At 64.4% G+C, this 24,991-nt stretch carries 23 protein-coding genes; 12 read left to right on the forward strand and 11 right to left on the reverse strand.

The annotated features are described in order from the left end of the window. Nucleotides 1–384 precede the first annotated feature (384 nt). The 5 genes from NKH99_RS03175 (at nt 385) to NKH99_RS03195 (ending at nt 6,306) form a co-directional block, all read left to right on the forward strand. Nucleotides 385–1,770 carry a M20/M25/M40 family metallo-hydrolase gene (locus NKH99_RS03175; RefSeq protein ID WP_353012579.1) on the forward strand — a complete coding sequence of 462 codons (1,386 nt, stop codon included), beginning with the start codon at nt 385–387 and terminating at the stop codon, nt 1,768–1,770. Between the two features lie 103 nt (nt 1,771–1,873). Beyond that, nucleotides 1,874–2,494, forward strand: a complete 621-nt coding sequence (locus NKH99_RS03180; protein WP_254816792.1) for a ribonuclease D — start codon at nt 1,874–1,876, stop codon at nt 2,492–2,494. A gap of 202 nt (nt 2,495–2,696) precedes the next feature. Then, entirely contained in the window at nt 2,697–2,948 is a 252-nt protein-coding gene (locus tag NKH99_RS03185) for a hypothetical protein (RefSeq protein ID WP_352539425.1), read from the forward strand. Between the two features lie 291 nt (nt 2,949–3,239). Then, a complete protein-coding gene (locus NKH99_RS03190) occupies nt 3,240–5,492 on the forward strand; it encodes a transglycosylase domain-containing protein (RefSeq protein WP_353013101.1) in 2,253 nt (750 codons plus the stop codon). A gap of 61 nt (nt 5,493–5,553) precedes the next feature. Continuing rightward, entirely contained in the window at nt 5,554–6,306 is a 753-nt protein-coding gene (locus tag NKH99_RS03195; protein ID WP_023675240.1) for an SDR family NAD(P)-dependent oxidoreductase, read from the forward strand. Between the two features lie 112 nt (nt 6,307–6,418). On the opposite strand, the gene NKH99_RS03200 is transcribed toward NKH99_RS03195, so the two are convergent. Next, the gene (locus NKH99_RS03200) at nt 6,419–8,191 is read right to left on the reverse strand and encodes a cation:proton antiporter domain-containing protein (protein ID WP_353012582.1); all 1,773 of its coding nucleotides are present in this window, start codon (nt 8,189–8,191) and stop codon (nt 6,419–6,421) included. Nucleotides 8,192–8,418: 227 nt separating this feature from the next. Further along, nucleotides 8,419–8,868 carry a baeRF12 domain-containing protein gene (locus tag NKH99_RS03205; protein ID WP_352448343.1) on the reverse strand — a complete coding sequence of 150 codons (450 nt, stop codon included), beginning with the start codon at nt 8,866–8,868 and terminating at the stop codon, nt 8,419–8,421. Nucleotides 8,869–9,308: 440 nt separating this feature from the next. Between NKH99_RS03205 and cysG the strand changes: the two genes are divergently transcribed. The 6 genes from cysG to NKH99_RS03235 all read left to right on the forward strand — a co-directional run bounded on the left by cysG (nt 9,309) and on the right by NKH99_RS03235 (nt 15,033). Beyond that, complete coding sequence (gene cysG, locus NKH99_RS03210) at nt 9,309–10,760, forward strand: siroheme synthase CysG (protein ID WP_352539422.1); 1,452 nt, start codon at nt 9,309–9,311, stop codon at nt 10,758–10,760. Continuing rightward, complete coding sequence (locus NKH99_RS03215; RefSeq protein WP_352469417.1) at nt 10,757–11,062, forward strand: DUF2849 domain-containing protein; 306 nt, start codon at nt 10,757–10,759, stop codon at nt 11,060–11,062. The genes cysG and NKH99_RS03215 overlap by 4 nt, the downstream gene beginning before the upstream one ends. A gap of 73 nt (nt 11,063–11,135) precedes the next feature. Beyond that, a complete protein-coding gene (locus NKH99_RS03220) occupies nt 11,136–12,806 on the forward strand; it encodes a nitrite/sulfite reductase (protein ID WP_352469418.1) in 1,671 nt (556 codons plus the stop codon). Further along, complete coding sequence (locus NKH99_RS03225) at nt 12,781–13,545, forward strand: phosphoadenylyl-sulfate reductase (protein ID WP_352448339.1); 765 nt, start codon at nt 12,781–12,783, stop codon at nt 13,543–13,545. Before NKH99_RS03220 ends, NKH99_RS03225 begins: the two co-directional genes overlap by 26 nt. 193 nt (nt 13,546–13,738) lie before the next feature. Continuing rightward, nucleotides 13,739–14,275 (forward strand): DUF934 domain-containing protein, encoded by a 537-nt coding sequence (locus NKH99_RS03230; RefSeq protein ID WP_352539420.1) that lies wholly within the window; start codon nt 13,739–13,741, stop codon nt 14,273–14,275. A gap of 137 nt (nt 14,276–14,412) precedes the next feature. Continuing rightward, nucleotides 14,413–15,033 carry a DJ-1/PfpI family protein gene (locus NKH99_RS03235; protein WP_352502643.1) on the forward strand — a complete coding sequence of 207 codons (621 nt, stop codon included), beginning with the start codon at nt 14,413–14,415 and terminating at the stop codon, nt 15,031–15,033. 147 nt (nt 15,034–15,180) lie between these two features. Here NKH99_RS03235 and NKH99_RS03240 read toward each other — a convergent pair whose 3' ends face one another. Together NKH99_RS03240 and NKH99_RS03245 are read right to left on the reverse strand one after the other, a co-directional pair. Beyond that, nucleotides 15,181–16,203 carry a fatty acid desaturase gene (locus tag NKH99_RS03240; protein WP_352469420.1) on the reverse strand — a complete coding sequence of 341 codons (1,023 nt, stop codon included), beginning with the start codon at nt 16,201–16,203 and terminating at the stop codon, nt 15,181–15,183. A gap of 126 nt (nt 16,204–16,329) precedes the next feature. Further along, nucleotides 16,330–16,533: a hypothetical protein gene (locus NKH99_RS03245; protein WP_023675249.1), complete on the reverse strand. Its 204-nt coding sequence runs from the start codon at nt 16,531–16,533 to the stop codon at nt 16,330–16,332. 236 nt (nt 16,534–16,769) lie between these two features. On the opposite strand from NKH99_RS03245, the gene grpE reads away from it, so the two are divergent. Then, a complete protein-coding gene (grpE, locus tag NKH99_RS03250) occupies nt 16,770–17,405 on the forward strand; it encodes a nucleotide exchange factor GrpE (RefSeq protein WP_023675250.1) in 636 nt (211 codons plus the stop codon). 110 nt (nt 17,406–17,515) lie between these two features. Here grpE and olsB read toward each other — a convergent pair whose 3' ends face one another. The 7 genes from olsB to NKH99_RS03285 all read right to left on the reverse strand — a co-directional run bounded on the left by olsB (nt 17,516) and on the right by NKH99_RS03285 (nt 24,960). Beyond that, nucleotides 17,516–18,391, reverse strand: a complete 876-nt coding sequence (gene olsB / locus NKH99_RS03255) for a l-ornithine N(alpha)-acyltransferase (RefSeq protein WP_023675251.1) — start codon at nt 18,389–18,391, stop codon at nt 17,516–17,518. Between the two features lie 149 nt (nt 18,392–18,540). Next, nucleotides 18,541–20,829 (reverse strand): PAS domain-containing hybrid sensor histidine kinase/response regulator, encoded by a 2,289-nt coding sequence (locus tag NKH99_RS03260; RefSeq protein ID WP_352684496.1) that lies wholly within the window; start codon nt 20,827–20,829, stop codon nt 18,541–18,543. An 87-nt stretch (nt 20,830–20,916) separates the two neighbouring features. Then, entirely contained in the window at nt 20,917–21,906 is a 990-nt protein-coding gene (gene acuI / locus NKH99_RS03265; RefSeq protein WP_353012587.1) for an acrylyl-CoA reductase (NADPH), read from the reverse strand. Nucleotides 21,907–21,957: 51 nt separating this feature from the next. Further along, complete coding sequence (gene lspA / locus NKH99_RS03270) at nt 21,958–22,434, reverse strand: signal peptidase II (protein WP_352454178.1); 477 nt, start codon at nt 22,432–22,434, stop codon at nt 21,958–21,960. 26 nt (nt 22,435–22,460) lie between these two features. Beyond that, the gene (locus tag NKH99_RS03275; RefSeq protein WP_352684494.1) at nt 22,461–23,324 is read right to left on the reverse strand and encodes a TrmH family RNA methyltransferase; all 864 of its coding nucleotides are present in this window, start codon (nt 23,322–23,324) and stop codon (nt 22,461–22,463) included. Further along, complete coding sequence (locus tag NKH99_RS03280) at nt 23,325–24,386, reverse strand: RsmD family RNA methyltransferase (RefSeq protein WP_353012590.1); 1,062 nt, start codon at nt 24,384–24,386, stop codon at nt 23,325–23,327. It abuts the gene before it with no gap. Nucleotides 24,387–24,474: 88 nt separating this feature from the next. Next, entirely contained in the window at nt 24,475–24,960 is a 486-nt protein-coding gene (locus tag NKH99_RS03285; protein WP_352980616.1) for an anthrone oxygenase family protein, read from the reverse strand. Between the last annotated feature and the right edge of the window lie 31 nt (nt 24,961–24,991).

A 24,991-nucleotide genomic window follows, 5' to 3' on the forward strand; every position in this document is an offset into this window, starting at 1 on the left:
GGGTTCCGGCAACACCCTGACAAATGGCGTGCGAGCCTGGCCTGCCATGCGGCCTGGCCGGAGCTTTGTTCGCTCACGCCTATGTTACAAAAGTGTAATTTTTGTGCCCTTGAATCGCCACGTTCGCAGACACAGATAAACGCCATCGGCAGTTTTCGCCGAAGTCCGGAGCAAGGCCCGTCCCCCGCCTATCCCGGACACTTGCGGCAGCCTATCCCCCCCTCTCCGGGCTGCCGCATCGTTTCGAGTAGAGGCCGCCGTGGTTCCCTCCACCACGGCGGCATTTTTTTGCGTTTGGACAGGAAGCTGTGGCCCAACGGTCGCGGGCTTTCCGTTTCGCAACATGGGCTCTAGATTCGCCGCCAGAATCGAAAGGCCCGCCAGATGTCCGCAGTTTCCCCTGTTCTCGACCGCCTCGACAAGAACTTCGACCAGAGCCTGGAACGCCTGTTCGGCCTGCTCGGCATCAAGTCGATCTCCACCGATCCGGACTACGCCGCCGACTGCCGCAAGGCCGCCGAATGGCTGGTCGCCGAGCTCAAGCTGATCGGCTTCGACGCCAACGTGCGCGACACACCAGGCCATCCGATGGTGGTCGCGCATCACGATGGGCCGGCGGGCGCGCCGCATTTGCTGTTTTACGGCCATTACGACGTGCAGCCGGTCGATCCGATCGAGCTGTGGGAAAGCGACCCGTTCGCACCGGCGGTCAAGGAGATCGAGCCCGGCCACAAGGTGATCACCGGCCGCGGCGCGGCCGACGACAAGGGCCAGCTGATGACCTTCGTCGAGGCCTGCCGCGCGTGGAAGCAGGTGCATGGCGGATTGCCGTGCCGCATCACGATCCTGTTCGAGGGCGAGGAGGAGTCCGGATCGCCGTCGCTGAAGCCGTTTCTCGAGGCGAATGCGGATGAGCTCAAGGCCGATTTCGCGCTGGTCTGCGACACCGGCATGTGGGACCGCGATACGCCGTCGATCTGCGTCTCGCTGCGCGGGCTGGTCGGCGAGGAGATCACGGTGACTGCCGCCGACCGCGACCTGCATTCCGGGCTCTATGGCGGTGCGGCCGCCAATCCGATCCGCATCCTGGCAAAGATCCTGGCCGACATCCACGATGCGGATGGTCACGTCACCATTCCGGGTTTTTATGACGGCGTCGAGGAAACGCCGTCGCAGATATTGCAGTCGTGGCTGTCGCTCGGTGAGACGGCCGAGACCTTCCTCGGCCCGATCGGCCTGTCGATTCCGTCCGGCGAAAAGGGCCGCTCGGTGCTCGAACTGACCTGGGCGCGACCGACGGCCGAGTTCAACGGCATTATCGGCGGCTATACCGGCAAGGGCTTCAAGACGGTGATCGCCGCGCAAGCCTCGGCAAAAATCTCCTTCCGCCTGGTCCACAAACAGGATCCGGAAAAAATCCGCGCCGCCTTCCAGGCATTTGCCAGGCAGCGGGTTCCGGCCGACTGCTCGGTCGAATTCCACCCGCATGGCGGCTCGCCGGCGATCCAGCTTTCCTACGACTCGCCCTTCCTCGCCAAGGCCAAGCAGGCGCTGTCCGACGAATGGCCGAAGCCGGCGGTGGTGACCGGCAGCGGCGGCTCGATCCCGGTGGTCGGCGATTTCCAGACTTATCTCGGCATGGAGTCGCTGCTCGTCGGTTTCGGCCTCGACGACGACCGCATCCACTCGCCGAACGAGAAGTACGAGATGAGCTCCTTCCACAAGGGCCAGCGCTCCTGGGCGCGCATTCTCGAGGCGCTGACACGCTGAAATTGCGCCAGACTCAAGTTTTTGTTGATTTTTCGCCGGATCGCGGCAAGGACGGGCACGGTCCGTCGCGCATCGCTGCACGGGGCCGCGACCGGAGAAGACGATGAGCGACATACGTTTCCACAAAAACGATCTGCCCGGCCTGCTGCATTACGATGTCGGGGCGGTCGCCATCGACACCGAGACGCTGGGGCTGAACCCGCATCGCGACCGGCTCTGCGTCGTGCAGATCTCGCCGGGCGACGGCTCGGCCGACGTCATCCAGATCGCGCCCGGCCAGAAGAAGGCGCCGAACCTCGTCAGCCTGCTCAAGAACCGCAGCATCACCAAGCTATTCCATTACGGCCGCTTCGATCTCGCCGTGCTCTACAACGCCTTCGGCGTCATGCCGGAGCCGGTGTTCTGCACCAAGATCGCGTCGCGGCTGACGCGCACCTACACCGACCGGCACGGGCTGAAGGACATCTGCTTCGAGCTTCTCGGGATCGGCCTGTCGAAGGCGCAGCAATCATCGGACTGGGCCGCCGAGACGCTGTCGCCCGAGCAGCTCGAATATGCCGCCTCCGACGTGCTCTATTTGCACCGGCTGCGCGACGTGCTGAGCGCGCGTCTGGCGCGCGACAACCGGACCAGGGAGGCCGATGCCTGCTTCCGCTTCCTGCCGACGCGTGCGAAACTCGACCTGATGGGCTGGGATGAGGAGGATATCTTCGCCCACAGCTAATGGCCTTCATGATAATTCTACTCCGGCGGCCATCTGGCGCAGTTTTCTCCGCTTCCGGTGCTCACGGACCCAAACGTCCACTGCGCTCCGGTTCTCGAAAACCACGCCATATGTCTCGCCGAAGCGAATTCTCCTAAAGGCCATCGGCCAGGAACCAGACGCTTGTCCCGGCGTTCCGTTCGCTTCACCGAGAGAAATGAAAATGGCTGCCCGAAAATCAATCGAAACGGCACCGAAGGACGGTTCCAAGGTCACCGTCTACTGGCAGGACAGCGACGGCGTGATAAACGAGAGCATCGCGCAATACCGTTCGCTCGACCGGCTGAAGGCGGCAGGCGGCGACTGGGACGAAAGCGACGCTGGCTGGTGGGCTTATACGGACGGCCATACGCAAAGGAAGATCGAGCCGATCAGCTGGCGGCCGGCCTCCGACGATGCGGATGCCGACGACTGAGGGTTGTCGCAGCCGCCGAACTGAAGTGATTATTCTGAGGCAACGCGCATTTTGTTCTTGCTTTGTGCCGGCAGCTATGCTACTAATTTCGCTGTGGTGCTCAGTGGCTCCAACGACCCGCCCGCCGAGGCGGGTTTTTCATTTCCGGCTTTGGCGCTGTCGCGGGCCGCAGCCGTTCGGCAAGCGACTGAATACAGTTTATTTCGATTTTTCCCGACTTAACCCGCCTTTAAACCGCCGCATCTAGTCTTCAACCCCAACGCCATAGGCATGGGGAAGACAGCACAGCGCATGGCGAACCGGAAAGACAGCCGCATCGAGCCCAGCTTCGAGGCATCGCCGGGGGCGAGATCCTCGGCCGGTTTTTCGGTAAGCGAGGAGGACCGCGTCGTGCCGAGCAACCGAAAAGCCGCTGCAAAGCGCAAATCGTCCAAGGCCAAGCCGCCGCGCGGCGGGCGCGGCAAAAGCCGGCGCGGCGTGTTCGGCGTGCTTGCCCGGCTGTTCTACTGGTGCTTCGTGCTGGCCATCTGGGGCGGCATCGCCACTGCCGGCATCGTCGTCTATTACGGCGCGAAAATGCCGGCGGCCACCACTTGGGCTATTCCCGACCGCGCCCCCAACATCAAGATCGTCTCGGTCGACGGCCAGCTGCTTGGCAATCGCGGCATGAGCGGCGGCGAGGCCGTCGGCCTGCACGAAATGTCGCCCTATATTCCCGAAGCCGTCATCGCCATCGAAGACCGCCGCTTCTATTCGCATTTCGGCATCGACCCGATCGGCCTTTCCCGGGCCATGGTGACCAATGTGCTGGGCGGGCATTTTTCGCAGGGCGGCTCGACGCTGACCCAGCAGCTGGCCAAGAACCTGTTCCTGACGCCGGACCGCACGCTGGAACGCAAGGTGCAGGAAGTGCTCTTGGCGCTGTGGCTGGAGCACAAGCATACGAAGGACCAGATCCTCGAAATGTACCTCAACCGGGTTTATTTCGGCTCTGGCGCCTATGGTGTCGAAGCGGCCTCGCGCCGCTATTTCGGCAAGAGCGCGCGTGACGTCACGCTGTCGGAGGCCGCCCTTCTCGCCGGTCTGCTCAAGGCGCCGTCGCGGCTGTCGCCGGCGCGCGACCCGAAGGCGGCCGAGCAGCGCTCGCAGCTGGTGCTCGCCGCGATGCGCGACGAGGGCAAGATCAGCGCCAAGGAGCAGACCACGGCAATGAGCGCGCCGGCGACACGCGCGCCGTCCTACTGGACCGGCTCGGAAAACTACGTCGCCGATACGATCATGGAAGAACTGCCCGACCTGATCGGCGACGTGCGCCGCGATATCGTCGTCGACACGACCGTCGACCTGACGCTGCAGAAACTCGCCGAGCAATCGATCCGCCGGCTGATCGACCAGAGCGGCAAGAAGCTCAATGTCAGCCAGGGCGCGCTGGTGTCGATCGACAATTCCGGCGCGGTGCGTGCGATGGTCGGCGGTTACGACTATTCGACCAGCCAGTTCGACCGCGCCTCGGAGGCGCGCCGCCAGCCGGGCTCGGCGTTCAAGCCGTTCGTCTACATGGCGGCGCTGGAATCCGGCCGCACGCCCGACAGCGTGCGCAACGACGCGCCGATCAAGATCGGCAACTGGACGCCCGACAATTACGGCGGCAAATATTTCGGCAAGGTGACGCTGGCGACGGCGCTGGCAAAATCGCTGAACTCGGTGGCCGCGCAGCTGACCATGGAAGTCGGGCCGAATGCGGTGGTCGAGGCGGCGCACCGCATGGGCGTCCAGTCCGAGCTGACAGCCAACACCTCAATCGCGCTCGGCACCTCGGAAGTGACGCCGCTGGAACTGACCTCGGCCTATGTTCCCTTCGCCAATGGCGGTTATAAGCCCGACATCCATTTCATCCGCCGCGTCACGACGAGCGACGGCAAGGTGCTCTACGAAAACAATGGCGGCGGTGCGCCGCGCGTCGTCAAGCCCGATGTCGTCGGCATGATGAACTCGATGATGACCGGCACGGTCGAAATCGGCACGGCCAGGAAGGCGGCGTTCGCCTGGCCGGCGGCCGGCAAGACCGGCACCAGCCAGAATTCGCGCGATGCCTGGTTCATCGGCTATACCGCCAATCTGACCACCGGCGTCTGGTTCGGCAACGATGACGGCAGCGCGATGAAGAAGGTCACCGGCGGCGCGCTGCCGGCGCAGGCCTGGCATGAGTTCATGGTCGCCGCGCATGAGGGCGTGCCGGTGCGGCCGCTGCCCGGAACCTGGAAGTCGACGCCGCCCGACACCATCGTCCCGGACGACATACCGTCCGACACGGCGCCGCCGGCGCCGGTCGCTTCCGTCGGCCAATCGGCGCCGCCTGCAGCAGCCACCCAGTCGCCTTCGCGTCCCGTGCGTTCTGCCGAGACAGTCGATGCCGGCGGCCTGGCCATGCCGGGCGTCGACAGCGCCACCGGATCGATCAAGCATCCGGTGCCGCCCGGCAATGTCGGCGGCCCGGTCAACAAGCGGCAGACGTCGATCCTGGACATCCTGACAGGCGGCTGAACAACAGGCCCCCTCGCCACCGCTGCCGCGTTCCGCTACATCTCCCGTTTGGAGACCGCGAATGGCAGAGACCGACACCAGAAAGACCATTGTGCTGACCGGCGCCAGCCGTGGCATCGGCCACGCCACTGTCAAGCGCTTTTCACGCGAAGGCTGGCGCGTCATCACTTGCTCGCGCCAGGCCTTTGCCGAGGACTGCCCGTGGCCGGCCGGACCGGAAGACCACATCAAGGTCGATCTGGCCGACCAGGAGGATGTCGGCATCGCCATCTCGGAAATCCGCCACCGGCTCGAGGCGCATGGCGGCCAGCTGCATGCGCTGGTCAACAATGCCGGCATCTCGCCCAAGCTCAAGGACGGCAACAGCCGCATGAACTCGATCGACACGCCGATGCATGTCTGGCGCGACGTCTTCCAGGTGAATTTCTTCGCGCCGATCATGCTGGCGCGGGGACTGTTCAAGGAGCTGGCGTCGGCCAAAGGTTCGATCGTTAACGTCACGTCGATCGCCGGCACCCGCGTGCACCCTTTCGCCGGCACCGCCTATGCGACGTCGAAGGCGGCGCTCGGCTCGCTGACACGCGAGATGGCGCATGATTTCGGCCCGCACGGCATTCGCGTCAACGCCATTGCGCCGGGCGAGATCGACACCGCGATCCTGTCGCCGGGCACCGAAAAAATCGTCGAGACCATCCCGCTGAGGCGGCTGGGCACCACGGCAGAAGTCGCCGACATCATCTTCTTCCTGTGCTCGCAGCAGGCGTCCTACGTGACCGGCTCGGAAATACACATCAATGGCGGCCAGCACGTTTGAGCGGTTGGTTTTGATCAATCGTTGACGCTGCCCCTCATCCCCCTGCGGGACTTTCTCCCGTGAAGAACGGGGAGAAGCGGCTTGACCGCAACGCTGGCGGGGCAGCGCAGGCTTAGGTTGCCGGGGGCGCTTTCGGTGCTGCCAAAACCACCTCGACAATGCCGCGGGCGATCTCGCGTTCGCCCATGATGACGGTGTCGGCACCAAGGTTTTTGAGGTGCTCGACCTCGGCATCGGAATGGGCGCGGGCGATGATTTCGATTGCCGGATTGGCGGCGCGGGCGCGCAGCACGACCTGCCCGGCCTCGAAGGCGTTGGGAATGGCCAGGATCAGCCGCTTCGCGCCCGCGGGATTGGATGCGGCGAACACGTCGCCACTCGCCGCGTTGCCGGGTACGGTTTCGACGCCTTCGGCCTTGAGTTTCGCCAACGTCTTGTCGGCATCCTCGATGACGAGGAAGGGCAGGGCGGCCTGCTTCAGCGATGTACCGACAAGGCTGCCGACGCGGCCGTAGCCGATCAGGATGGTGTGGCCGGTCAGCCTCGTCCTGGGCGGTGGGCCATCCTCGTTAGCAGCCGCCGCGACCGAAGCCACCTGGCCGGGCTCGGTCGCCGGGCCGATCGGCCTTGCTTCGCCGGACGGCGCCGTCCTGCCGGCGCGTGCTTCCAGCCAGGGTTTCATCCGGTCGACGGCAAGAAACATCAGCGGATTGAGGACGATCGACAGGATGGCGCCGGCGAGGATGAGGTCGCGGCCTTGTTCGGGCAGCAGTTTCAGCCCGACGCCGAGTTCAGCCAGGATGAACGAGAATTCGCCGATCTGGGCTAGGCTTGCCGAAATCATCAATGCGGTTGCCACCGGATAGCGGAAGACGACGACGATGACGAAGGCTGCCAGCGACTTGCCGACAACGATGATGGCCAGCGTCGCCAGGATCGGCCAACCATTGCTGATCACGCTGAACGGGTCGAACAGCATGCCGACCGAAACGAAGAACAGCACGGAAAAGGCGTCGCGCAGCGGCAGCGATTCCTCGGCCGCCCGGTGGCTGAGCTCGGATTCGCTCATGATCATGCCGGCGAAGAAAGCGCCGAGAGCCAGCGACACGCCGAACAGCTTGGCCGCCCCGAAGGCGACGCCAAGCGCAATCGCAAGCACCGCCAACCGGAACAGTTCGCGCGATCCGGTATGGGCGACGTAGTGCAGGATCCAGGGGATAAGCCGGCGGCCGACCACCAGCATGACCACGACAAAGGCCGCGACCTTGGCCAGTGTGACGGCGACGACGCCCCAGACGCCGTAGCTCGCTGGCAGCGACGGCAGACCGCTGGAGTGCACCTCCACCTGCTCTTGGCCGCCGAGCACGCCGGCCAACGCCGGCAAAAGCACCAGCGCCAGCACCATCGCCAGATCCTCGACGATCAGCCAGCCAACGGCGATGCGGCCGCGCTCGGTCTCGATCAGCCGCCGCTCCTGCAGGGCGCGCAACAGCACCACGGTCGAGGCCACGGAAAGCGCCAGGCCAAAGACCAGTCCCGCACCGATCGACCAGCCGAGCATCCAGGCAAGGCCGGCGCCGAGAGCTGTCGCGAAGCCGATCTGCACAATGGCGCCGGGCACGGCGATGGCGCGGACCGACAACAGGTCCTTCAGCGAGAAATGCAGGCCGACGCCGAACATCAGCAGGATGACGCCGATCTCGGCAAGTTCATTGGCGAGGCCGGCATCGGCGACGAAACCCGGCGTGTTCGGTCCAACCAGAACGCCGGCGACGAGGTAGCCTACCAGCGGCGGCACGCGAAAACGGTTGGCAAGTGCGCCGAAGACGAAAGCCAGCCCCAGACCGGCGACGATGGTGGCGATAAGGGGCGTGTCATGCGGCATTGTCTATGGAGCACCTTCAGGAATCGCGATGTCGGATATGCGCCGTCCAAAAGCCGCCGCCTTGGCAGTATGGAGGCTGGGACAGTCGCGAGACAACCCGCAATCCCCATGAAATCGATGGCAAGGCGGCAAAAAGGCGTTGAGCCGGCAAGCGTTGCCACCCGGCGCGGCCTGCTCCAGGCAGGCGATTGCTATGGAAACGAAAGTTGCGCGCCGCCGATGCCCGATCAGGTCGCCTGCAGCAGGCTCTCGATATCGGGTATGCTGTGGTTGGTCAGCGTCTTTGGAATTTCGGCCGTTATCTTGTCGGTGACCTCCTTGTGCAGTTTCCTGCGCATGTCGCCCAGCACCGGCGGCGGCGCGATCAGCACGATCTCCTTGAAGCTGCCGCGGTGCGCGAGCTTGTAGAGCCTGTCGGCAATCTCTTCGGCAAAACGCTCCTTGCCGAGACGGTGCCAGTCGGTGTCCTCGACCGCACTGCGGTGGACGGAAGGGCCGTCGCTGTAGCGGCCGGGGCGGTCCGTGCCTTGTTCTCGGGTTGCCGGATTTTCCTGCTCCATCTCGTGCACGACCTGAAGGTCGGGATATTGGACGTCTCCACGGTTCTCGAGGAACAGCGCCTTTTCGCCATCTGCCACCACGATCCACAGTCCGCGTTTCAGTCTGACGTTGCTCATGGGGCGCTCCTTTTTTGATTTTTCGAACCCATCGCCGGGCCTTTGCCGCAGGGGTGTGACGGGGCCTGGGTCCATAGGGCAAACGCGTGCCGAGGCGGGAATGTTCCGGCACTCGGACCCGGTGCTCCGACAGGGGTCGGCGAGAGTGCGGGGCTGCCGTCGATCGCTCGGTCAGCATCCGGCGGCTTAATCTACTAAATTGATAGAATTTAGAAAAATCTGTTTTGTGGTTAGCTCCTCCGGCCGCTAAAAAGGCAGCGGATCAAGGGCTGCAACAGCAGCTTCAATCTGCCCCGCATTTGAATGTGGAATATTTTTCTCTTGGCCTTCATGCTTGCAGAAAAGAGATTGCCTGCTACGAAGCGATGCGCGAGTGGGTGCCTTCTGGTTTTTCGCGCCTCCGCGTAGAACTGACAAACGGTTCCAGGATTCCGCTCGTCATGCCGCAAGCCACACCCAAGCTCAATGCCTTTCCCGTCTTCATGCGGGTCGAGGGCGAAGCCATAGCCATCGTCGGCGGCGCAGAGGAAGCGCTGGCCAAGGCGCGGCTGCTCGCGCAGTCGAGCGCTGTGCTGCGCATCGTCAGCGATGAAACAAGCCCGGAGCTGCTGGCCTTTATCGCCGAGACGGGGGCCGCCCACATCGCCGACGTCTATGATGCAGCACATCTCAATGGTGCGGTGATGGTGTTTGCCGCCAGCGGCGACGAGGCGCTCGATCGCCGCGTTGCCGGGGATGCGCGCCGGCTGGGCATTCCGGTCAATGCCGTCGACCGGCCGGAGCTATGCGATTTCTTCACGCCGGCACTGGTCAACCGCGCGCCGGTCGCCATTGCCATCGGCACGGAAGGTGCCGGCCCGGTGCTGGCGCAGATGCTGCGCAGCCGCATCGACCGCATGCTGGCGCCCTCGCTCGGGCCGCTCGCGGCGCTCGCCGCATCTTTTCGCGACACCGCCGAAAGACTGCTGCCGAAGGGCAATGCCCGCCGCCGCTTCTGGAGCGATTTCTTTGGCGGCGCGCCGGCCCGCGCTGTCGAGGCAGGCGAGCTTTCGCAGGCGCATGATGCGGCCGTCGGCTTGCTGCTTTCGACAGAACCGGCATCGGGCCATATCGCGCTTGTAGGCGCCGGTCCAGGCGCCGAGGACCTTTTGACGCTGCGCGCCCATCGCCTGCTGATGGAAGCCGACGTGATCGTCCATGACGCGCTGGTGCCGGAGGCGATCGTCGCAATGGGCCGTCGCGATGCCGAGCGCCTGCCGGTCGGCAAGCGCAAGGGCTGCCATTCCAAGAGCCAGGCCGAGATCAATGCGCTGCTGGTCGAGCTTGGCCACGCCGGCAAGCGTGTCGTGCGGCTGAAGTCCGGCGACCCGCTGGTGTTCGGCCGGGCCGGCGAGGAGATGGCGGCACTTCGCGATGCCGGCGTCGCCTACGAAGTGGTTCCGGGCGTCACCGCGGCCTTCGCCGCCGCCGCCGATTTCGAACTGCCGCTGACGCTGCGCGGCGTGTCGTCGTCGATGGTGTTCACCACCGGCCATGACCTCAAGGGAAATTCGCTGCCCGACTGGGCAAAGCTCGCCATTTCCGGCGCGACGGTCGCCGTCTATATGGGCCGCTCGGTCGCCGCCGAGGTCGCCGGCCGGCTGATCGAAGCCGGCCTGTCGCCGGATACGGCCGTCGCCGTGGTCGAGAATGCCAGCCTTGCCAACCGCCGCCGTTTCCACGGCACGCTCGCCGACCTGCCGTCGCTGGAGGCGCGCGCCGACCTCAGCGGCCCGGTGATGACCATCATCGGCGACGCGGTCGCCGGGGCCAATTTCGAACGGTCCGAGCCGCTGGCGGCACACAGGCAGGAAAGCGTGGCGAGTGCTGCCGCGCAAGGAGTGAGCCAATGAAAGTCCTGACCGCGAACCGCCTCGCCGACGGCATAGCCGTCTGGTACGCCAATGGCGGCTGGGCCGAGATCATCGACCATGCCGACATCGCCCATGACAAGGCGGCCGAGGACCGGCTGGAGGCAATCGGCGCCAAGGCCTCCGCCAACAACGAAGTGGTCGACGTCAACCTGATAGACGTGACCGTGGCCAACGGCACGGTCGAAGCGGTCCGGCTGCGTGAAAAGATCCGTGCCGCCGGCCCGACCACCCGCAACGACCTGGGCAAGCAGGCCCGTCCGCAAGCCGCACGCGCGGCATAGATGACACAAGCATGATCCCGATCATGCTCGAACGAAGAAAATAACGGGCGGACGCGCCCGGAAAGACCTGAATATGTACCGTTACGATGAGTTCGACCACGATTTCGTCAAGGCCCGCGTCGCCGAGTTCAGCGACCAGGTCGCGCGGCGCCTTGCCGGCGAGATCACCGAGGACCAGTTCCGGCCGCTGCGGCTGATGAACGGCGTCTATCTGCAACTGCATGCCTATATGCTGCGCATCGCGGTGCCCTACGGCACGCTGAACAGCAAGCAGCTGCGCATGCTTGGCCACATCGCCCGCAAATACGACAAGGGTTACGGCCATTTCACGACGCGCCAGAACATCCAGTTCAACTGGCCGGCGCTGTCGGACATCCCGGCGATCCTGGCGGATCTGGCAAGCGTCGAGATGCACGCCATCCAGACCAGCGGCAATTGCATTCGCAACGTCACCGCCGACCACTTCGCCGGCGCAGCCGCCGACGAGGTTGCCGATCCGCGCCCCTATGCCGAAATCCTGCGGCAATGGTCCTCGGTGCATCCGGAGTTCTCGTTCCTGCCGCGAAAATTCAAGATCGCGGTGACCGGCGCCGAGCGCGACCGCGCCGCCATCCAGACGCACGACATCGGCCTGCACCTGAAGAAGAACGCCGCCGGCGAGCTCGGTTTCGCCGTCTATGTCGGCGGCGGCCAAGGCCGCACGCCGATGGTCGCCAAGAAGATCCGCGATTTCCTGCCCGAAGCGGATCTGTTGTCCTACTGCACGGCGATCCTTCGCGTTTACAACCTCTACGGCCGGCGCGACAACAAGTTCAAGGCGCGCATCAAGATCCTGGTCCATGAGACCGGCGTCGAGGAGATCACCCGCCAGGTCGAGGCCGAATGGCAGGAGTTGAAGGACGCCGAGCTGAGGCTGCCGGAAGAAGACATCCGCGCCATCGATGCCTATTTCGCGCCGCCTCCACTTGTCGACCGGCCGGAAGGCGACGAGGCGGTCAAGCTTGCCCGTCTCGACTCCAAGAGCTTTTCCGAATGGCTGGATCAGAATGTGGTCACCCATCGCCATCCCGACTACGCGGCGGTGACCATCTCGCTCAAGGGCATCGGCGAGACGCCGGGCGATGCCTCCGACAGCCAGATGGAAGCGGTCGCCGACATTGCCGAAAAATATTCATTCGACGAGCTGCGCGTCAGCCACGAGCAGAACCTGATCCTGCCGCATGTGGCGCGTGCCGACCTCAAGGCGGTCTATGACGCGCTTGTCGATATCGGGCTGGCGACGGCCAATTCCAACCTGATCAGCGACATCATCTCCTGCCCCGGCCTCGACTATTGCGCGCTGGCAACGGCGCGTTCCATTCCCGTGGCGCAGGAAATCTCGCGGCGCTTTGCTTCGCTGGAGCGCCAGCGCGACATCGGCGAATTGAAGCTGAAGATTTCCGGCTGCATCAATGCCTGCGGCCATCACCATGTCGGCCATATCGGCATCCTCGGGGTCGAGAAGAAAGGCGCCGAGCTCTACCAGGTGACGCTCGGCGGCTCGGCCGACGAGAACACCTCGGTCGGCGAGATCATCGGCCGCGGCTTCAGTTCGGAAGAGATCACCGATGCCATCGAGCAGATCGTCGAGACCTATCTCGGGCTTCGGCTGGACAGAAACGAAAGATTCATCGACGCCTACCGCCGAGTCGGTCCCGCGCCGTTCAAGGAGGCGCTCTATGCTGGCGAAGCCAAGGCCGCTTGACCGTATCGTCGACGTCGAGGCCGGCATCGCCGCCCAAGCAGCGGGTCTCGACGCACTCTACGGCCATCTGAAGCCGCTGGAGATCATCGAGCGGTCGACCCGGGAGTTCTTTCACGGCGAAATCGCCGCCGTCTCGTCCTTCGGCGCGGATTCGGCGGTGCTGCTGCACATGATCGCCGAGATCGACCGGACGCTGCCGGTGATCTTTCTCGACACCGGCAAGCATTTCGAGGAGACGCTCGGCTATCGTGACGCGCTGGCCGCCGATTTCGGGCTGAGCGATATCCGGGTGATCAGGCCCGACGATGCGGCGCTGGCAAGGATCGACCCGACCGGCAATCTGAACGAGACCGACACCGACGCCTGCTGCGACGTCCGCAAGGTCGAGCCGCTGGCGCGCGGCGTCGAGCCGTTCCGCGCCTGGTTCACCGGCCGCAAGCGCTTCCAGGCGGCGACCCGGGCAGCGCTGCCGGTGTTCGAGGCGGTCGGCTCGCGCATCCGCATCAATCCGCTGGCGCACTGGACGACATCGGACCAGGCCGGCTACATGCGCGCGCATGCGCTGCGTGAGAACCCGCTGGTCGCCTATGGCTATCTGTCGATCGGCTGTTTCCCATGCACGCAGCCGGTGCAACCGGGCGACGATGCGCGCAGCGGCCGCTGGGCCGGGCACGCCAAGACCGAATGCGGCATCCACTTGTCGGGGCTGGAAAGGTCGCTGACCGACGCCTCGCTTTAGGATATGTTGATATCCAGCCGGCCTGCAAACGGCGGCTTCCTGCGCTTCCGGCGCTCACGTACCCAAAGTACGCTCCGCTCCGGTTCTCGGAAGCCACGCAGTTTGGTCGCTTCGCGCCCGCCTTCGGTTCCGGCTCGGCCTGACCTGAATCTCACGGTGCACTTTAGAATCTTTGGACTTGGGAATTTTCTTGATGAGCGATTTGATAGCCGAAAACGCCATGCGGCTGTGGACACCGGATGGGTTCCGCGAGGACGAGTGGGTTCATGCCGAAAGCGCCGAGGCGCTGGTCGGCAATGGCCGTTTCATCCTGCCGTTGCAGGCGTTTCTCGGCCTCGATCCGGAGGTGCGGCGGTCGGCGAAGGAGCGCATCGGTGTGCTGCTGCAGCCCGGCGATCAGCTCGAGAAGATCGCAGGCCTGCTCGATCAGCTGTCGCTGGTGGCGCTGGCGTTTCCGGCGTTCAATGACGGCCGCTCGTTCTCCAAGGGCGAATTGCTGCGCAGCCGTTATCATTTTGCAGGCGCTATGCGCGCCACCGGGCAGGTGCTGATCGATCAGTTGCCGCATATGCTGCGCGTCGGCTTCGATGAATTCGAGGTATCGCACCCGGTGCTGCTGAAGCGGCTCGAGCAAGGCCGCACCGGCGGACTGCCGCTGTTCTATCAGCCGGCGGTGAAGCCGGAGGCCAAAGGCCCGAAATATTCCTGGCGGCGGGTGCGCGCCGGCTGATCCGCTCCAGAGGGCCAGAAGCCCTATCTGGTCGGACCACATTCCCGATTCAGCCTTTTATTTTGCGCCTCTCCGCCTTAGGATGGGCCCATTATTTCGCGATCCGAATAAATGTGGCCACAAGGGAGGAACCGGGTATGGCTGGCAAGAAGATATTGATGCTCGTTGGCGAGTTCAGCGAGGAGTACGAGATTTTCGTCTTTGAACAGGCCATGCATGCGGTGGGCCACACCGTCCATGTCGTTTGCCCCGACAAGAAGGCCGGCGATATCCTGAAGACCTCGCTGCACGACTTCGAGGGCCACCAGACCTATACGGAAAAGCTCGGCCACGACTACATCCTCAACAAGACGTTTTCCGAGGTCAATCCGGCCGACTACGATGCCGTCTACGCGGCGGGCGGGCGCGGGCCGGAATATATCCGCATCGACAAGCGCGTGCAGGCGCTGGTGCGGCATTTCCATGAGACGGGAAAACCGATCTTCACCATCTGCCACGGCGTGCAGATCCTGATCGCGGTCGACGGCGTGGTGCGCGGCAGGGAAGTCGCGGCGCTGCAATATTGCGAGCCGGAAGTCACGCTGGCCGGCGGCATCTATATCGATGTTGCGCCGACCGGCGCCCATGTCGACGGCAATTTGGTGTCGGCGAAGGGCTGGCCGGGCCTTGCCGCCTTCATGCGCGAATGCCTGAAAGTGCTGGGCACCGAGATCCGCCAGGGCGAGACCCTGATGCGCGACCAGCGCCGGGCGGCTTAAGCTCGGAATGTGGAGCCCGCCGCACCCCTAACGCATGTCGCGCAAAAGTGTCAGCGGTTTTGCGATAACGGCATGCATAAACGACAACCTAAAGCGCGTCGCATGAGGCCGGTCGAGCGCAACGCGCTTTAGGTGCGGCGGTATGCTTTACACGGCCATCCGCGCTTCGCGGAACGATACCAGCTTGCTGCGACTCTCGTCCCACAGCGCCAGCTTGACGCAGCGCAGGCTGTCGAGGAGTGTGACGCGGCCGATCTCACGCAGCTCCGGATAGTCCCTCAACACTTCCGGAAGCCGGTAGCATGGCACCTTGGCCGAGAGGTGATGCACGTGGTGGACGCCGATATTGCCGGTGATCCAGTTCAGCACCGGCGGCAGGTCGTAATAGGACGAACCGTGCAGGGCAGCGTGCTGGAATTCCCACTCGGAGTCCTTTGTCCACTCCGTCTCCTCGAACTGATGCTGGACATAAAACAGCCAGATGCCGGCCGATCCGGCGAGGATGACGATCGGCAAATGCACGACCAGGAACGCGCCGGGGCCAACGAACCAGATGAGCAGCGCGGCGATGACCGCGATGGCGAGATTGGTCGACATCGACGACACCCAGGGGGTGAAACCGCCCCGCATCATGCCCAAGGGCAGTCTCTGCTCGAAAATGAAGATCCATATCGGGCCAAGGCCAAACATCACCAGCGGATGGCGATAGAGGCGATAGGCGAGCCGGCCCCGCCATGACAGTTGCCGATATTCAGCGACCGTCAGTGTCTTGATGTCGCCGGTGCCGCGCTCGTCGAGATTGCCGGCGCTGGCGTGATGGGTTGCGTGGGCGCGGCGCCAGCAATCGTAGGGCGTCAGCGTCAACACGCCAAGCACGCGGCCGATCCAGTCGTCGGCATAGCGGTTGGCAAAGAAGGAGCCGTGGCCGCAATCGTGCTGGATCATGAAGATACGCACCAGAAAGCCGGCTGCCGGAAGGATCAGGACCAGACCCCACCAATGGCCATAGGCATAAGCGGCCGAGGACAGTGCCCACAGCGTGGCGAAGGGGATGAGGGTGATGGCGAGTTCGACGGCGCTGCGACGCCTGTCGGGCTTTTTATAGCGCGACAGGATCTTCAACCAGGCGCGCTTGCTGTTTGCCACAGCTTCGGGGGAAATCATGTTCATCATGAAACATAGGCGGAGCGGCGCGCTGCCGCAAGGCGGAGATCACGCAAAGTTACTGCGGGTAAATGTCGCGCGATGGCGAGGAATTGCGGCCGCAATCGCAGGTCGCGTTGCTGGCGACGGTGTCTACCGACGGCGCCCGCCTGCGACCACCTTGGCTTCGACGCCGTCCAGGCGGTCGAGCAATTCCTTCAGACGGTCGGGAATATCGGACTCCGTGCGGAAGGCCGGTAAGGTGCGCAGAAAGCGCTTGGTCGCCTCGGTGCCGAGCTGGCGCCGGATATCGGCGGCGAGCCCGTCGCGTTTTTCGCCATTCCTGCGGGGCATCATCCAAAATCCTGTGTCGGCTTCGAAACTCTTCCAAGGGAGGAATGGTTCCCGCATTGTAGTGTCCCGGCAAGCAAAGCCGTCGGGTACGGTAAAGTTTGAATTAAAATCGAGAGGTCTGCGCCGTCCGCCATCAAGCAGCGACAGCGGCTGCAGTATCGCTTGCCCCTTGATTTTTGGCCGCTAAACCTCGATATCGGGCGCAAATCCACACCATTCGAAAATGACGGGAAACGGCGATGAGCGACCAGGCAAAAGACGAACGCGCGCCCGATGAAGCCGAGAAGACCGAGGCTGCCGCGGAGCCAAGGGAAGGTGGCGTCGACGGCGACTATGAAGCGCTTGTCCGGCTTCTGAAGGAAAACGAAGAGCTGAAGGATCGCGCACTGCGCGTCGCGGCCGACATGGAGAATTTGCGCCGCCGCACTGCCCGCGACGTCCACGACGCGCGCGCCTATGCGGTTGCCAATTTTGCCCGCGACATGCTTTCGGTGTCGGACAATCTGCGCCGTGCGCTGGATGCCATCCCGGAGGAGGCCAAGGCTTCGGGCGATGCCGGCTTCAAGGCGCTGATCGACGGCGTCGAGATCACCGAGCGCGCCATGCTGTCGGCGCTGGAGCGGCACGGCGTGAAGAAGCTCGAGCCCGAGGGCGAGAAATTCGATCCGAATTTCCACCAGGCGATGTTCGAGGTGCCCAATCCCGACGTACCGGCAAATACGGTCGTGCAGGTCGTGCAGCCCGGCTATTCGATCGGCGAGCGTGTGCTGCGGCCGGCCATGGTCGGCGTCGCCAAGGGCGGCCCCAAGCATGTGGCAAGCGAAGCGCCGGTGGAGCCGGGGCCGGTCAACGAGCAGGCTGAGAAGGATGCGTAAGTTAGGGGAGTAGGGGAATAGGGCAGTACGGGAGTAGGGAATAGCGCTACGTCGGGTAAAGTAGCAATTGCCTACTCGCGCCCTTGCCTTCTCTCCGCCTACTCCCTTATTCAGGCCGCAAACCGCTGCGCTTCTCCGCCATAATAATTGACGTAGCGGGCGCCGATCTCCTTGACCGGCATCACCACGAACACGTCGACCGTCGAGAATTCACGGTCGATGACACAACCGTCGCCGATGCGTGCGCCGACGCGCAGATAGCCCTTGACCAGCGGCGGCATCGCCGCGATCGCCGCCTTGGTATTGACGGCCTCGATCGGCATCAGATCCATGGAACAATAGCGCCCGGCGACGGCGCGCACGTCCCAGGATGAATTCGTCCGGCAGTGGTGGGCAAGATAGGTCAGCGCCTCGGCATGTGCCGCAGGCACGGTGCCGTGGAACGACGCGCAGCCGGTCATCACGCCGATGCCGTAATGGTTGATGTAGGCCCAGATGCCTTGCCACAGCGCCTCGATGGTGCGCTTCGAGCGGTATTCCGGCAGAACGCAGGAGCGGCCGAGCTCGAGGAAGCGCTGGCCGGGATGCCGCGCGATGAGCTTGGTCAGCTCGAATTCACCTTCGGAATAGAAGCCGCCGGCGGCCGCGGCAATCTCCTGCCGCAGCAGGCGGTAGGTGCCGACGATGCGGCGATGCTCGGGGCCGGAAAGCGAAGTATCGAAGACCAGCAGATGGTCGCAGAGGGGATCGAAGCGGTCGGCATCGCGGCGGTCCTGCATCTGAAACAGGTCCTTCCTGGCACCAAGCTCGTCGTAGAACACCCGGTAGCGCACTTCCTGCGCGGCAGCGATCTCGGCCTCGTTGCGGGCGAGCCGCACTTCGAGATTGCCGATGCGGCCGAGCGATGCGCCTTTTATGACGGCATCGGCGTTCCGGCCGACGAGCAAAGGCCCGCTGGCGTTCGGCCGAGCATCACATTCCGGCATGACTGTATGCACGAGTGATTCTCCTTCGAGCCATCCCTCTTGGCACGGGGATACGGTGTAGGTGCAACAGGATTGTGACAGTACCGTGATACGGCTCTGCGGGCAATACTTCGTCGACTGGGCAATCTATCAACCGTCTATGTTGTGCCTCAGGCGGCCGCTTGCCCTTCGACCGCATGAACCAGGGCATCGGGGTCGAGCGGCTTGGTGACGAAGCCGCTGGCACCGTGAGCGAGCACGGCGTGGCGGGTCTTTTCCTGGCTGTCGGCCGACAGCACCATGATCGGCACTGGCGGCACCGCGGTCTCCTCCTCATGGCGGCGGATGGCGGCGATGGCGTCCAGGCCGTCCATGACAGGCATATGCAAGTCCATCAGCACCACGTCGTAACGGTGCTTGTGGCCGGTGCTGATGACCGCCTCGACGGCGGCCTTGCCGTTGCCGACCACTTTCACGCGATGCCCGGCCTTCAGCAGCGTGGCGCGGGCCAGCATGGCGTTGATGTCGTTGTCCTCGGCGATCAGCACCGACAGGCCCTGCTGGCGGGCGCCAATGGCGTGCCCCGCCTGCGCGCCGCGCCTTTGCAGTTGCGGCTCGGCGATGACCGGCGCGTGGCTGGTCAAAAGCACGCGCAGCAATGTCTCGCCGCGCACCGGCCTCGCAAGGAAGGTGGCGTAACCATTGGCACGGAACTCGCCAAGCATGCCACGGTCGGTCGGTGCAATCAGCGTCACTGCCTCGCAATCGGCAAATCCGCTCTGGCGCAGGCGCCTGAGCAGCCTGCCGTCGCTTTGCTCCATGGCAGCATCGATCAGCAGCACGTCGCAGCTCTCGGCGAAAGGGGTGGCCTGGGCGGCGGCGGTGGCCAGATCGACCGTGCCGCCATTGGCGCGAATGGTGCGGGCGAGGGCTTCGGCCTCGACCAGGTTCTTCGACACGATCACGGCATGCCGGCCCGACAGCGCGTCCTGGCGGATCTGCGGCGCCTCGACGGCGGAAATAGCGGGAATCTCGAAGACGAATTCGGACCCCTGGCCAAGCCGGCTTGACACAGAGATAGTGCCGCCCATGGCGGTCACCAGGCGCTTGGAAATGGCGAGACCGAGGCCGGCACCGCCATGCGCACGGGTCGAGGTGCCGTCAGCCTGTTCGAAGTCCTCGAATATGCGCTCCATGTCCTCCTCGCGCAGACCGGGGCCGGTGTCGGTGATGGTGAAGCGGATGCGGTCGGTGGTTTCGGTGCGGACGCGGGCGATGCTTGCCAGGACGCCGCCGCTGTCGGTGAACTTGACGGCGTTGCCGATGAGATTGAGCAGCACCTGCCTGACCCTGCCGGGGTCGGCGGTGATCAGCTGCGGCACGTCGGGTTCGACATGACAGCCGAGGCCGATATCCTTGGCAAAAGCCCGCGCCGCCAAAAGCTCGATGACATTGTCGGCGATCTCGCGCACCGACATCGGCTGCGGTTCGGGATCGAAGCGGCCGGCCTCGATCTTGGAGTAGTCGAGCAGGTCCTCGATCAGCGCCAGCAGCGCGCTGGCCGAGGTCGAGATGGCGCCGACATAGGTCCGCTGCTCGGGCGAAAGGCTGGTGTCGGCGAGAAGCCGGGCCATGCCCATGATGCCGTTCATCGGCGTGCGGATCTCGTGGCTGACGGTGGCGAGGAAGCGCGATTTGGCCTGGCTCGCATATTCGGCCCGCTCGCGGGCGGTGATCAGCGAGGATTCGGCGCGCTTGCGAGCGGTGATGTCGCGGGCGATGGCGCGATGCGAAACGGCGCCGCTGTCCTTGTCGCGCACCGACAGCTCGATCCAAGAGAACCAGCGTGGGCCGTCCGGCGTGCGAATGGCGACGTCGGTGGAACTCAGGCATTCATGGTCGGAAAACGCGGCGTCGGGGACGATGCCGACATCGATGCCTAGTTCGGCCAGGGTCTTGCCGGCAAGGTCGCGCTGGTCGGTTTCGACAAGGTCGGCGAAAACCTTGTTGGCGTAGACAATGTGGCCGTCGCGGTCACGATGGACGACGAGATCGCCGAGTGCATCGATCAGCCCGCGAAAGCGCTCCTCGCTCTCCTGCATCTCCCACATGCGGTCGGCCAGCGTCTCTATTTCGGCGCGGCTGCGGGCGGTCGTGGCATCGAGCAGGGCCACCGCGCGGCGCTCGGTGCGCCTGTTGCGCAGATGCATGGCGAGCCCGGCGATGGCTGTCGCCAAAAGGCCGATAGTGATGAAGATCGGCGCCCCGGTCAGATGCGAAAAGCCTGCCAGCACGACAATGGCGACGAGCGTCAGGAAGGGCAGGCCTTCGCGGTTGGAGGCCGGCAGTTCCGGCGCCAGCGGTGGCGCGGCGACAAGCTGCCGTCCTGGCGCCGCGGGGGCCGTCCCGTCGGCCCGTTCGGCTGGTTCCGCCTCTCTGATGCCGGGTTCCGCAATCATACGGAAATCCTGCCAGACAGAGCTTATCGAAGGTTGTGGTTGATCGCTCGAATTTTACCGGTCGCGCTCTTTTTTTCCCTTGGGGGCTCACATATCCACCACCACGCGGCCGCGGATCTTACCCTCGACGATGTCATGCGCGGCGCCGATGATGCCGTCGAAGCCGATGCTCGTCGAAAGGCTGGCAAGCTTTGCGTGGTCGAGATCGGCGCCGATACGGCGCCAGGCCTCGAGGCGGACCGCCTTCGGCGCCATCACCGAATCGATGCCGAGCAGCGAGACGCCGCGCAGGATGAAGGGCGCGACGCTTGCCGGCAGGTCCATGCCGCCGGCGAGGCCGCAAGCGGCAACGGCGCCGCCATAGGAGGTCATCGATAGAACGTTGGCCAGCGTGTGGCTGCCGACCGCATCGACGCCGCCGGCCCAGCGTTCCTTGGCGAGTGGTTTTGCCGGCTGGGTGAGCTCGTCGCGTGAAATCACTTCCGCGGCGCCGAGGTCGATCAGATAGGGGCTTTCGGCAGCACGGCCGGTCGAGGCGATGACGTGATAGCCGAGGCTGGACAGGATCGAGACCGCGACCGAGCCGACGCCACCGGCAGCGCCGGTCACCGCCACCGGGCCGCGATCGGGCACGATGCCGTGGCGCTCCAGCGCGATGACGCAAAGCATGGCGGTGTAGCCGGCGGTGCCGACCGCCATCGCATCATGCGGGCTCATGCCGTCCGGCAACGGCACCAGCCAGTCGCCCTTGACGCGGGCGCGCCCTGCAAAGGCGCCGAAATGCGTCTCGCCGACGCCCCAGCCGTTCAATATGACCTTGTCACCCTTGCGCCAGTCAGGATTGGAAGACGAGATGACGGTGCCGGCGAAATCGATGCCCGGCACCAGCGGCCAGCGGCGGATCACCGGCGCCTTGCCGGTAATTGCAAGACCGTCCTTGTAGTTCACCGTCGTCGCCTCGACCGCGACGGTGACGTCGCCCTCCATCAGGTCTGCCTCGGTAAGCTCGGTCACCGCGACCGACTGGTTTTTCTCGGCGTCGCGCGAAACGAGGATGGCTTTGAAGGTTTCGGGCATTTTTTCTCCTCGGGCTTGCAGATCAGAATGTGCGGCGCCAGGCGAGTGAGGTCAATCGCTCGACGCTCCGCGCCGCCAGCCAATGAGTTCGTCGAAGACGACCAGCACCGCACCAACCGAAATGAAGGCGTCGGCGAGGTTGAAGATCGCGAAGGACCAGACCGGCGTATGGAACAGGACATAGTCGATGACATGACCGTAGATTGCGCGATCAATCAGGTTGCCGAGCGCGCCGCCGACGATCAGTGCGAAGCCGATGCGGGCAAGCAGGTGGCCGGGCGGCGTGCGGGCCGCAAGATAGAGCACGAAAGCGACCACCAGAACCGCGACGACCACCAGGCCGGTGTCGCCGAAGGACGAAAACAGCGAGAACGCGATGCCGGTGTTGTAGGTGCGGTACAGCGCCAGGAACGGAAGCAGGTCGAGCCGTTCCTGAAAGGCAAGACCGGTTTCGACTAGGTATTTCACCCACTGGTCGAGCGCTATCGCGGCGACGACCAGAAGAGCATACGGCCTCCAGGACTTCATGGTTTGCAGTTTCACGGTTTGAGATGTCACGATCTGGCGTCCTCCGGGCCGAGCTTCAGCGCGCCGCGCCGGATCTCGAACAGCATGACGCCGGTGGCCACCGCAAGGTTGAGTGAATCGGCGCGGCCGGCCTGCGGTATCCGCAGCAGTTTGTCGCAGCTTGCGGCAAGCTCGTCAGGCAGGCCTTGCTGCTCGTTGCCCATCATCAAAAGCACCGGGCCCTTTGAAAAATCGACCGAGCGGTAGTCGACCGCACCCTTCAGATGGGTGCCGGCGACAAGGCCGGGGAAGCTCGTTCGCCAGGCGAGAAAAGCTTCGGGCGACGCCTTGGCGACCGGCACGGCGAAAATCGAGCCCATGGTGGCGCGCACCGTTTCGACCGAAAAGGGATCGGTGGTCTCGCCGACCAAGATGACGCCCCTGGCCCCGACAGCGTCGACCGTGCGGATGACGGTGCCGAGATTGCCGGGGTCGCGGACGCGGTCGAGCGCCACCCAGACGTCGCCGTCACGGGCGCGGATGTCCTTCAACGGCAGGTATTTCTGCGAGAACACGCCGACGACCATTTGCGGATTGTCGCGGCGGGTGATGGCGACCAGCACTTTTTCCGAAACTTCAAGGACGGTGCCGCCGGCGGCGACCGTGCGCGCCGCGACCTTTTCAACCGCCGTATTGCCACGTCCGGCCTTGGCGAAGACCAGTGTCCTGATCGACCAGCCGAGATCGAGCGCGTCGATGACCAGCTTCAGGCCTTCGGCCATGAAGGAATTCTGCTGGTCACGGAATTTCTTCAGCGCGAGCGCCTTGATGTCCTTGACCAGCGGGTTGGCGAGGCTGGTGACTTCCTTCACCTGCCCTGGCGCGCCCGCATGCCGTTCGTACGCACTCATTCAGGCCACCCAGCGCGAGAACAGCGAGGTCGAAAGCGCCCGACCGGCAGATTTCTCGCGGATGATCAATTCACCCGACTCGACCGTGCCGCCCATGCCGGCGAAGGTGTCGCGCATCAGGGCATGGATGGCGAAAAAAGAGGCGCGGATCGAATAGGCGGTCAGTACCACGGCGAGCGGCTTCGGCGTCAGGATCGTGCGGCAGATATCGGTCAGCGCCGGCAGGTCCTCGAACAGCTGCCAGACCTCGCCTTTCGGTCCGCGGCCATAGGCGGGCGGGTCGAACAGGATGATGTCGTAGCGGCTGCCGCGGCGCTCCTCGCGTTCGGCGAATTTCACGGCATCGTCGACGATCCAGCGGATCGGCTTTTGCGACAAGCCCGCCATTTCCTGGTTTTCGCGCGCCCAGCCGATCGCCTTCTTGGAAGCATCCACGTGGGTGACCTCGGCGCCGGCACGCGCCGCCACCAAGGAGGCAAGGCCGGTGTAACCGAACAGGTTCAACACCTTCACCGGCCGTTTTGCCGCCGCGATCAGTCCGGCCATGTGGTCCCAGTGCGAGGCCTGCTCGGGAAAGACGCCGACATGGCGAAACGAAGTGAAGCGGCCGAGATAATCTATGCCGTCATGCTTCATCGGCCAGGTCTCGCCGAGCGACGTCTTGGGAAAGCGCCAGCGGCCGATGCCTTCCTCGTCGGTATCGCCGGTGAAAATGGCGTCGGCGCGCTCCCAGTCCCTGGCCGGCAAAGCCTTTTGCCAGATCGCCTGGCCCTCCGGCCGAACGATGCGGTAGGGGCCGTATTGCTCGAGTTTTTCTCCGGCGCCGCTGTCGAGCAACGCGTAGTCCTGATTGGGGCCGACCTCGAGGATCAGCGGCAGATGTTCGGCAGGCAGCGCGCCATCGCGACGGGATAGAGGGCGCGGCGCGGCTTTCGGCTCGGACCGGTCCTGCAGTTTAGGCTCCGAACCGGCGGTCAGGCCGGCGTCGCGCCGCCGCGGCTGCTCCGCCCCGCCCTTCGGGGGCGGGCGGCTGTCGCGGCGTTTGTCGCGAAAAGGTTTCAAGAAGGCGCATCTCCGGACGGCGGCTCGCCGCTTCTGCCACAGCATATTGACCGGCGCAACAAAAGGGCTGCCGACGTGTGCAACCGGATCAGCCGCGCCTGATCGACAGCAGGCCGACTGCGAGCGCTATGAAACCAACGGCCTTGAAGCCGGTGACGACCATATGGCCGGTTTCCCAACTGCTCCGGATACTTTCGAAATTGTCCGGGATCGGTCCAGGCACCCAGGTGGCCAGGACATCGTTTGCCGGTTTGACCAGGGTAAACCACGCCACGAGGGCCATCAGATAAAGCACGGTGGCGGCCAAAATCCACCAGAATGCCGGGCGGTCGCTGCGCAGCACCCAGGCGAGAAGCCCCGGACAGGCGATCGCGGCCACGTCCAGCGGTGCGCCGACAATCGCGAAGAATTGGAACTGAGCGTTGAAGACAGTGGTTTCACGCCAGAGCGAAGGCGGCCAACTGGTCAGCCGCGGCACCGATTCCAGCACATGGGCGAAGGATGGTCCGAGGCTGAGCGCAGCGACGATGGCGGTCAAAACCGACCAGAACAACAGGAACCCGCGCATATCCATAGTGGCCAGACAACGGCGTCAGGACGCAGAC

Origin of the sequence: Mesorhizobium sp. M0854, from assembly GCF_040319815.1 — a bacterium.
GTDB lineage: Bacteria > Pseudomonadota > Alphaproteobacteria > Rhizobiales > Rhizobiaceae > Mesorhizobium.

Excerpts from the sequence above, each read along its gene's own strand:
- NKH99_RS03240 (WP_352469420.1), bottom strand. The coding sequence starts at position 16,203 with ATGAACATGATTTCCCCCGAAGCTGTGGCAAACAGCAAGCGCGCCTGG.
- olsB (WP_023675251.1), bottom strand. The coding sequence starts at position 18,391 with ATGCCGGAATGTGATGCTCGGCCGAACGCCAGCGGGCCTTTGCTCGTC.
- NKH99_RS03225 (WP_352448339.1), top strand. The coding sequence starts at position 12,781 with ATGCTGGCGAAGCCAAGGCCGCTTGACCGTATCGTCGACGTCGAGGCC.
- NKH99_RS03190 (WP_353013101.1), top strand. The coding sequence starts at position 3,240 with ATGGCGAACCGGAAAGACAGCCGCATCGAGCCCAGCTTCGAGGCATCG.
- NKH99_RS03285 (WP_352980616.1), bottom strand. The coding sequence starts at position 24,960 with ATGGATATGCGCGGGTTCCTGTTGTTCTGGTCGGTTTTGACCGCCATC.
- NKH99_RS03205 (WP_352448343.1), bottom strand. The coding sequence starts at position 8,868 with ATGAGCAACGTCAGACTGAAACGCGGACTGTGGATCGTGGTGGCAGAT.
- NKH99_RS03215 (WP_352469417.1), top strand. The coding sequence starts at position 10,757 with ATGAAAGTCCTGACCGCGAACCGCCTCGCCGACGGCATAGCCGTCTGG.
- NKH99_RS03275 (WP_352684494.1), bottom strand. The coding sequence starts at position 23,324 with ATGAGTGCGTACGAACGGCATGCGGGCGCGCCAGGGCAGGTGAAGGAA.
- NKH99_RS03175 (WP_353012579.1), top strand. The coding sequence starts at position 385 with ATGTCCGCAGTTTCCCCTGTTCTCGACCGCCTCGACAAGAACTTCGAC.
- acuI (WP_353012587.1), bottom strand. The coding sequence starts at position 21,906 with ATGCCCGAAACCTTCAAAGCCATCCTCGTTTCGCGCGACGCCGAGAAA.
- NKH99_RS03185 (WP_352539425.1), top strand. The coding sequence starts at position 2,697 with ATGGCTGCCCGAAAATCAATCGAAACGGCACCGAAGGACGGTTCCAAG.
- grpE (WP_023675250.1), top strand. The coding sequence starts at position 16,770 with ATGAGCGACCAGGCAAAAGACGAACGCGCGCCCGATGAAGCCGAGAAG.
- NKH99_RS03180 (WP_254816792.1), top strand. The coding sequence starts at position 1,874 with ATGAGCGACATACGTTTCCACAAAAACGATCTGCCCGGCCTGCTGCAT.
- lspA (WP_352454178.1), bottom strand. The coding sequence starts at position 22,434 with ATGAAGTCCTGGAGGCCGTATGCTCTTCTGGTCGTCGCCGCGATAGCG.
- NKH99_RS03245 (WP_023675249.1), bottom strand. The coding sequence starts at position 16,533 with ATGATGCCCCGCAGGAATGGCGAAAAACGCGACGGGCTCGCCGCCGAT.
- NKH99_RS03230 (WP_352539420.1), top strand. The coding sequence starts at position 13,739 with ATGAGCGATTTGATAGCCGAAAACGCCATGCGGCTGTGGACACCGGAT.
- NKH99_RS03260 (WP_352684496.1), bottom strand. The coding sequence starts at position 20,829 with ATGATTGCGGAACCCGGCATCAGAGAGGCGGAACCAGCCGAACGGGCC.
- NKH99_RS03195 (WP_023675240.1), top strand. The coding sequence starts at position 5,554 with ATGGCAGAGACCGACACCAGAAAGACCATTGTGCTGACCGGCGCCAGC.
- cysG (WP_352539422.1), top strand. The coding sequence starts at position 9,309 with ATGCCGCAAGCCACACCCAAGCTCAATGCCTTTCCCGTCTTCATGCGG.
- NKH99_RS03220 (WP_352469418.1), top strand. The coding sequence starts at position 11,136 with ATGTACCGTTACGATGAGTTCGACCACGATTTCGTCAAGGCCCGCGTC.
- NKH99_RS03235 (WP_352502643.1), top strand. The coding sequence starts at position 14,413 with ATGGCTGGCAAGAAGATATTGATGCTCGTTGGCGAGTTCAGCGAGGAG.
- NKH99_RS03200 (WP_353012582.1), bottom strand. The coding sequence starts at position 8,191 with ATGCCGCATGACACGCCCCTTATCGCCACCATCGTCGCCGGTCTGGGG.